The organism is Streptomyces sp. Ncost-T10-10d (genome assembly GCF_900091955.1).
Lineage (GTDB): Bacteria > Actinomycetota > Actinomycetes > Streptomycetales > Streptomycetaceae > Streptomyces.
Map to the genome: position 1 here is coordinate 1 of NZ_FMDF01000117.1, position 7,714 is coordinate 7,714.

Genomic DNA, 7,714 nt, shown 5'->3' on the forward strand with positions numbered 1-7,714 from the left:
GTGATCGATTCCAAGGGATCGTGTAGTTCACTGGCTGGCGGATAGCCTGCCCGGATGTCTTCGTTGAACCTGCGTCACTCAGTCCGGGCGGTCGTTCTCGACGAGAACGACCGCATCCTGCTGTGTCGCTTCGCCATTCCAGAGCCGGCCGGCACGGTCGTTTGGGCGGCTCCCGGCGGAGGCGTCGAGCGCGACGAGACGGCACTTGCCGCGCTTCGCCGCGAACTGCATGAAGAGGTAGGACTGACGGTCGACACCGACCCGCCGCACGTATGGCACCAGCAGGTCGTCGCACCCGGACACGCCGCAGGCTACGACGGCGTGGTCAATGACTACTTTCTGGTCCGCACCACGTCGTTCCATCCCCGAGGCGCGATGTCCGACGACGAGCTCGCCGCCGAGAACATCGACGGCTTCCGCTGGTGGCGGCTGGGAGACATCGCCGACTGCCGCGGTTCCGAGCTGTTCTCGCCCCGCGATCTCGCCTCACTGCTGGCGGCACTGATCGCCGGTGGGGTTCCGGGCAGTCCGGTGTCGTTCGGCCTGTGAACCCGGCACCCCACCTCATTCGCCGTCGGCTGCCGATGACGAAAGACACTGAGCCAACGTGCGGGGCATACCGCCAATCCGTTCCCGCAGGGGACCCCGGTGTCGCAAGCTCGGCTAGTTGCACGGCGACAAGGGCTACGACCACCAGCACCTGTGGCAATGGCTCCGCAGCCGAGGCATCACGCATCGCCTGGCCCGACGGGCGTCGAGAACTCCATGATCTGGGAAGCCCGTGCCTGTCACGTTCCCGGAACCAGTCGAACTGACCGACCATCACGATCACGACGTCAAGCGACTACGCCGAAGCCCTGGGGTTGTGCCTGGCACACGTGGATACCGACGAGTGGCAAAGACACCGGTGTCTTCCCTACGGCGGGCCGCCAGAGGGGCGGCCCGCCGCACTTACGGGGTCAGCCGACTCATCACACCGGGTCGATCACCCAGCGGGACGCCGTGCCGATGGTGGACTGGAAGACGACCTGGGCCCCGACCTTTCCGTTCGCGTCCAAGTACTTGCCGCTCTGGGTGTGCCTGATGGACTTCGGACTGCCGGACGTGGTCGTCCACTTCTGAAACTCGCCACCGTTGCACGGGAATGTGTAGACATCCGCGCCGTTTCCGTCGAGGCAGTGGCCTGATGCCGGGTTCCTGAAGATGCCGCCGCTGATCTGCCACACCTGCTTCGCGCTGCGGTCACAGTTGCCGAGGACGAGGTTTCCCTTGCCTCCCGAGATGTTCACCTGGAGGCAGGAGTTGCTGCTGTTGCCGTTGATCACCTGGTAGTTCACCGGCGCCGCCTGCGCCGAGGTTGCGGCGCCGACCAGCAGCGTCGAGCCGAATGCGATCGCGGCGCCCGCACCGGCGAGTCGAATGAGGTTTCCTTTGAGTTCCATGATTGATCCCCTCGAGTTCGGATTATTGGCGCGCCGCCTGTGGCGCCGCCCGGTCATTCAGGTTCCCTGATACGTGATGAGAAGGGTGTTGCGCGGAACTGACGGCCGAAGCCGACGAACCACGGACGGATGATGTCCTTGGCCGGCCCGAGCTAGTGGTTCCAGGGCTCAGACACCGGTTTTCGTCGCTGCACGGATGCCTCCGGCGACCGGCTTGTTGGGATTGGTCAGGACGACGCTCGCGTTCGTCACTGCCTGCAACGGCGACCGAGACGCGTGTGAAGCCTTGCAGAGTTCTTGTTCGCCGTTGCCTCGTTGGTGTCGTAGTCCGAGATTGAGCGACAAGACGTGAGCAGTACTCCTTCGACAGTCGGGATGTGCTGCGGCACCTGTGCCGCCGTCTACGTTGACGGGTGGCACCGCTCGGGCGCGGCGGTCTCGGAGGAGCCCGGATCCGCTGGGCTCCCCCGCTGGATGAGCTACATTTTTGGACTCCGAAGTCCGGACGATTCCGGAGAGCGAGACGAGAGAAAGCGGCGTATATGAGGGGACCGAGCTCACCACAAAGCTGGTTTGTCAACCGGTTGCAGCGGTTGCGCACGTCCTCGGGATCACCCACCCAGGCGCAGCTGCTGGCCTACGACGAGAACAAGGTCCTCACTCGGTCGTCGCTGTCGGACCTGCTGGCAGGCAAGTTCACAAAGCCGCCCCCGTGGGAGCGGGTCGCGGCCTACGTGACCGCCTGCGTCCGCTCCGCGCACGCCGGTCAGATCGACCTCTCCTCCGAGGAAGAACTCGCGCGACTGCGGGGTGACCATGCCACGCTCACTGACCTGGTCGAGACCGCTGTCAGGGAGGTCCGCGCACCGGCGGTACGTTTTTCGGGCTCGCGGCCCCGTCCGGCGACCTATCGGCTGCCGCCGCGCAACACCAACTTCACCGGCCGCGACGCCGCATTGCGGGAGTTACGGCAGCGCCTCACCTCGAGCAACGATGGCGCGATGCAGGTCGTGCACGGGCTGGGTGGTGTCGGCAAGACGCAGCTTGCGGTTGAGTACGCCTACCTCTACCGGTCGAAGTACCGGTTCGTGGCGTTCGTGGACGCCGAGGATCCCGATCTGGTGGCGTCGCAGTTCGCTTCGCTGGCCAGGGAGCTGGGACTGGCGGAGGTGAGCTCCGAGCAGGTCATCCCGCAGGTGTACGGCACATTACTGGACCACAGTCCGTGGCTGATCATCTTCGACAACGGGGAGAGACCTGGCACGCTCGTGGACGCGCTGCCGTCGGGTGACCTGGGGAGCAACGGTCATGTCATCGTCACGACCAGGTTACGCGGCTGGTCGAGCAGAGCCGGCGTCATCGACCTGGACGTGTTCACCAGGCGAGAGGCAGTGGAACTGCTGGCCCGGCGGGTGTGCGGCATGACCACAGTGGTGGCGGACCGGATTGCTGAGCACCTGGGGGACCTGCCGCTGGCGCTGGAGCAGGCGGCCGGGTACATGGACTACAACCACACTGCGCCTGAGGAGTACCTGGCTCTGCTGACGTCGCGGCTGGAGGACATGATCGTGCTGGGCGAGCTGGCGGACCGGCCGACGGTAGTGGTCGCGACCCTGTGGCAGCTCAGCGTGCGAAGGCTGGAGATCGAGCAGCCGCAAGCGATGCGGCTGCTGGAGCTGTGTGCCCTGCTGGCGCCGGAGCCGATCCCGCTGGACCTGTTCAGAAGCAACACAGAAACACTGAATGCAGCCGCGGCCGACCCGGTGGCGTGGGACACGACGGTCGGTGCTCTGGCCGGCCTGGGGCTCGCGAGGCGCGGAGCCTCCTCCCTGGTGCTGCACCGGCTGGTGCAGGCCGCCATCCGCGCCGCGATGCCGGACGACGTGCGCACCGACGCTCGGGTGCGACTGTGCCGGGCGCTGCTCGCGGCCGTGCCACACGACATCCACGGTGACCCGGATGCGCGATCACGATGGCAAGAACTGCTCCCGCACGCGCTCGTGGTGACCAAGGACGAGCCGCCGGCCGAGTGCGCTGCGGAGACGGCGATGCTGCTGAGGCTGGCGTCGGCGTTCCTCCTTTCGATCGGGGACCACCCCGTGGCACTGCCCCTGTGTGAGCGTGCCTTCGCGATCGACGAATCGCTCGAACAGAGGGATGCGGAAATCGGCTTCGACCTGATTACCTTGGCGCAGATCCACCGGGACCGCGGCGCGCTGGAGCGAGCGCGTCCGATGGCGGAACGTGCTCTGAGCCTGCACGAGTCCTGTCTGCCGGCGGATAGTCCCGCCATCGCGACGGACTTGGCCACCCTGGCGCGAATCCGACACCTTCTCGGTGATCACGAGGCGGCGGTGCCATTGGCCGAGCGGGCGCTGCGGATCGACGAGGCGGCGTACGGGCCGGACGACCCGTACGTGAGCTTCGACTTGATAGCACTAGCGAGTGTCCACCTCGACCTGGACGACCACGCCGTGGCCGTGCCACTGATCTCCCGGGCGCTACGGATCCGCGAGGCCAGTTACGCGCCGGACCACTTGTACATCGGGTACGCCCTTCTACTCAAGGCCCGAGCCGTGCGCGCGTTGAACGACCCCACCGCAGCGAACCTCGCGCGCAGGGGCGCGCTGATCCTGAACACCCGGCTGGGCAAGACCCACCCCAAAACGGAGGATGCCTTCGCTCTAGTCAACTGTCTGCTGAAACGCGACAGCTGCCAAGGGCACGGCGAGGTCGTTGCGGTCGGCGAGGCTTACGACACGAAGGCCGCACCGAACAGGGGCACGCATCATCACGGACGCCGAGGGCAATGATTTGAGCCGTCACAGAGCTGCGGAATCTGTTGACCAGCACGCTGGAACCGCATGCCCAGCGGTGGTCTGACCGCCGAGCAAGCCACACCCACCGAACTCGCGAGCTTGATCCGCGACCACTCGAAGGTCGAGGCCCTGCACCATGTCAGGGATGTGACGTTCGCAGAGGATGCTTCCCGGCTGCGAACCAGTACGGCGCCTCGCGCCATGGCCACCTGGCGCAATCTCGCCATCGGCGCCCTCCGCCTGGCCGGCGATACGAACCTCGCCTCCGCACTGCGGCACAACGCCCGTGACGCCCACCGACCACTCGCCTACTCGGCCACATGATCGCGAAGTGGACATCACGACACTGCCGAAGCCCTGGGGGTCGGTGGCTCCGGCCTTCTGTCGCCGGTCGACCGGGGTAAGCAGGGCATGAAGCGGTCGGGTACGACCGACGGCTACGGCATCCCTCTCGGCCGTATCCTGGCCGGTGCCAACCGCCACGACTCGCCCCTCCTCGCCCCCACCCTGGACCTCCTCGAAGAGCTTGGGCCGCTGCCCGACGAGACCACTGTGCGCCTCGACGCCGGCTACGACTCCGTCACCACCCGCGCCGTCCTCAACGAGCGGGGCCTGCACGGCCGGATCGCTCACAAGGGGATCGAAGCGCCCATCCAGGCCACCCAGCGGTGGCCCGTCGAACGCGCCCACGCCTGGCAGAACGCCTTTCACCGGCTCGCCCGCTGCTACGAACGGCGCATCAACGTCATCGACGCCTTCTTCGACCTCGCCGACACCATCATCACCATCCGTAGCCTGATCCGACGAGCCTGGACCACCCACCGTTGGGACACACACCCCCACCACCGACCATGACACCTGGCTATTCGCGCGAGTGGTCAGCCAACCACAATGGCAGTACGGGCATATCACTTCCCCAACGTCGTACGGGCCGCGGGTGTGGGGCCTGACAACCGCGAGCCCCTCGATTAGCTCCTGATCGGCCACACCCGCCCGGCGGAGGCGGTGCGGGTATGGGGCCTGACCACCAGGCCCCGCCCGGTCACCGGTGCCCAGCGTCCGGACGGTGCGCGTCGAGGGTCTGCGGGTGTGTCATGCGTCAGGGAGTAGGGTGTCGGTCGGCCGGCTGGTCGGTTTCCGTCTGGGGACGTGGGCGCGGTAGGGGCTGACGGTGGGGTCGCCGTCAATCCAGAAGCGCCAGGGGGTGGTTGCGCCCGCGCCGGAGACGCCGGTGCGCGGGCCGGTGCGGATGAGCGCCGGGGCGGGGGGTGTGCCGGTCAGAACGTTGAAGGGTATGCCGTCTCCGCAGGCATCGGCTCCGTTGAAGTTCCCCTTGACGCCGAGGGCCACGGTCAGTCTGGCGGGGCCCCGGGCGAGTTCATGGTCCCGGCGCGCGGTGGGGCGACGCTTGCGGGCAAGTTCGACACCGTCCAGGACCTCGCCCGCGCGCAGTAGCACGGCCGAGGAGTGTCCGTCCTGGCTGGTGACGAGGTTCATGCAGAAGTGCATACCGTAGGTGAAGTAGACGTAGATGTGGCCGGGCGGCCCGAACATGACCTCATTGCGAGGGGTGCGGCCCCGGTAGGCATGTGAGCCGGGGTCGTCCCGGCCGTTGTACGCCTCGACTTCGGTAAGGCGCAGGGCGATCGTTCCCTCGGGCAGCGTGCAGACGAGGACGCGGCCCAGCAAGTCGGGTGCGACCTCGGCAACGTGACGGTCGAAGAATTCACGGCTGAGCGGATGGTCGCCACCCGCCGGTGCGCGGCATGGGTCGCCGCTTTGAAGATCGTCAGACATGACCGAAACGGTAACCGCCCCCAGCCAACCCACGGCGACCGCACCACGGGTGCGGTCGGCTCTCAGTCGGGTAGCCGGGTCACGGCAACGTGACCCGGCTACCCGGCTGAGGCAAGGCAGTGAAGGGTACCCAGGGAAGAGCTTGGCGCCAACTGGATCGCCCGAAGGCCCAGTCCCGAAGTACCTCGGCCACAGGTTCCACCGCGAAAGGCCCTTGATCGCGGGTGTCGAAGCATGCCTGGAAGTGCTTGTCCGGCCCTCCCTCGCGGTATTCCAGCTGATAGCTCAGGTCATCGTTGAGATGGACCTGCATGTAGTGCTGATCGGCGGGCTCCAGGTCAAGCCGCCTCACGATGACGAACCGCCAGGTGAGGGTCATGTTGGCCAGCAGATCGTGTAGCTGTTCCTCAGTCGGGTCGTCCCAGGGTGTTCCATCAGCCTCAAGCGCCTGCAGCATCGGTATTGTCATGCGGGCGACTGTACCGACCGCCCAGGATCACTGCCGCAGTGGTTTGGGCAGGCCCCTCCTGTCGAACGGGCCTCGCCTGGTTCCACCAGCTCAAGCGGCTCCGGATCCGCTACGAGATACGAGCCGACCTGCATCTGGGACCGCTTCAACTGGCCTGCGTCATCGTCTACTTGAGATGACTCCGAACATCATTCCGAAACGAGCAGTTGGGCGGGCGGCACGTTCCTGCTGTCGCCGGTGACGCGTGCTGTCCACCCGATCCGGCACTCCCGGGCGGCCATGGCTGCCCGGGAGTGCCGCTGGCACTACGGTGTCTGCTCGGGCGCGGTCAACGGGGCGGAGAAGAAGGCGAATTCCCTATCGAAACCGACCAGTAGCCCGCTGCCTGGCGCCACCAGCAACGCATCGACAGGCTCGGGGAAAGACAAGAGGCGGGAGGTGACCTGCTCGCCGGTGGTCAGGTCCCACACCCGGACCGTACGGTCCCGGCTGCCGGTGACGGCGACCGTCCGGCCATCGAGCACCGCCGTTGCCACGGAGCGCACTCCGCCGGTGTGGCCGGTGAGGGGCTCGCCGATCTGCTGGCCGGTGGTCAAGTCCCACACCCGCGCCGTGTTGTCATTGCTGCCGGTGACGGCGACAGGTCGGCCGTCGATCACCGTCGTCGTGAGCACACGAACCATGTCGGTGTGGCCGGTGAGGGGTTCACCGACCTGCTGCCGGGTGGTCAAGTCCCATACCTGCACCGTATGGTCATCGCTGCCGGTGACGGCGACGGGTCGGCCGTCCAGCGACGTGGTCGCCAGCGCATCCACCGAGCCGACGTGGGCGAGGGGTTCGCCGGACGGCTTCCTGGTGGTCAGGTCCCATATTCGCATCCCATCGAAGCTGCCGGTGACGGCGACGGGTCGGCCGTCGACCATCGCCGTCGCCACCCCGAGCACGGGGCCGGTATGCCCGGCCAGGGGCCTGCCGAGGGGTCTGCCGTTGATCAGGTTCCACACCCGCACCTTCTTGTCCCAGCTGCCGGTGACGGCGACCGGCTGGCCGTTGACCACTGCCGTCGCCACCGCGCACACCCAGCCGGTGTGACCGACAAGGGGCTCGCCGACGGGCTGGCCCGTCGTCGGGTCCCATATCCGCACCGTCTCGTCGGCGCTGCCGGTGACAGCGACGCAGCGGCCGTC

At 67.0% G+C, this 7,714-nt stretch carries 7 protein-coding genes and 2 pseudogenes; 5 read left to right on the plus strand and 4 right to left on the minus strand.

The window, feature by feature from the left end:
• The first annotated feature begins 54 nt into the window (after positions 1–54).
• A complete protein-coding gene (locus GA0115254_RS19040; protein ID WP_093896510.1) occupies positions 55–549 on the plus strand; it encodes an NUDIX hydrolase in 495 nt (164 codons plus the stop codon).
• A 58-nt stretch (positions 550–607) separates the two neighbouring features.
• Positions 608–751, plus strand: a pseudogene (locus tag GA0115254_RS19045) (IS5/IS1182 family transposase); the annotation flags it as partial.
• Between the two features lie 220 nt (positions 752–971).
• Here the strand turns inward: GA0115254_RS19045 and GA0115254_RS19050 are convergent.
• A complete protein-coding gene (locus GA0115254_RS19050) occupies positions 972–1,442 on the minus strand; it encodes an RICIN domain-containing protein (RefSeq protein ID WP_176740187.1) in 471 nt (156 codons plus the stop codon).
• 542 nt (positions 1,443–1,984) lie between these two features.
• On the opposite strand from GA0115254_RS19050, the gene fxsT reads away from it, so the two are divergent.
• From fxsT to GA0115254_RS19065, 3 genes and pseudogenes are all read left to right on the plus strand, one after another.
• Positions 1,985–4,255 (plus strand): FxSxx-COOH system tetratricopeptide repeat protein, encoded by a 2,271-nt coding sequence (fxsT, locus tag GA0115254_RS19055; RefSeq protein WP_093896512.1) that lies wholly within the window; start codon positions 1,985–1,987, stop codon positions 4,253–4,255.
• Positions 4,256–4,306: 51 nt separating this feature from the next.
• On the plus strand, positions 4,307–4,585 hold the full coding sequence (locus tag GA0115254_RS19060) for a hypothetical protein (protein ID WP_370740895.1): 279 nt from the start codon (positions 4,307–4,309) through the stop codon (positions 4,583–4,585).
• 57 nt (positions 4,586–4,642) lie between these two features.
• Positions 4,643–5,116 (plus strand): annotated as a pseudogene (locus tag GA0115254_RS19065) (transposase); the annotation flags it as partial.
• 237 nt (positions 5,117–5,353) lie between these two features.
• Here GA0115254_RS19065 and GA0115254_RS19070 read toward each other — a convergent pair.
• From GA0115254_RS19070 to GA0115254_RS19080, 3 genes are all read right to left on the minus strand, one after another.
• A complete protein-coding gene (locus GA0115254_RS19070) occupies positions 5,354–6,058 on the minus strand; it encodes a DNA-3-methyladenine glycosylase (protein WP_093896513.1) in 705 nt (234 codons plus the stop codon).
• Positions 6,059–6,137: 79 nt separating this feature from the next.
• Positions 6,138–6,527, minus strand: a complete 390-nt coding sequence (locus GA0115254_RS19075; protein WP_093896514.1) for a hypothetical protein — start codon at positions 6,525–6,527, stop codon at positions 6,138–6,140.
• A gap of 305 nt (positions 6,528–6,832) precedes the next feature.
• Positions 6,833–7,714: WD40 repeat domain-containing protein (locus tag GA0115254_RS19080; RefSeq protein WP_141720859.1), on the minus strand; the 882-nt coding region annotated here is incomplete at its 5' end.

Bases quoted from the DNA above. Each gene is read 5' to 3' on its own strand.
- GA0115254_RS19040 (WP_093896510.1), top strand. From the start codon at position 55: ATGTCTTCGTTGAACCTGCGTCACTCAGTCCGGGCGGTCGTTCTCGAC.
- GA0115254_RS19050 (WP_176740187.1), bottom strand. From the start codon at position 1,442: ATGGAACTCAAAGGAAACCTCATTCGACTCGCCGGTGCGGGCGCCGCG.
- fxsT (WP_093896512.1), top strand. From the start codon at position 1,985: ATGAGGGGACCGAGCTCACCACAAAGCTGGTTTGTCAACCGGTTGCAG.
- GA0115254_RS19060 (WP_370740895.1), top strand. From the start codon at position 4,307: ATGCCCAGCGGTGGTCTGACCGCCGAGCAAGCCACACCCACCGAACTC.
- GA0115254_RS19070 (WP_093896513.1), bottom strand. From the start codon at position 6,058: ATGTCTGACGATCTTCAAAGCGGCGACCCATGCCGCGCACCGGCGGGT.
- GA0115254_RS19075 (WP_093896514.1), bottom strand. From the start codon at position 6,527: ATGACAATACCGATGCTGCAGGCGCTTGAGGCTGATGGAACACCCTGG.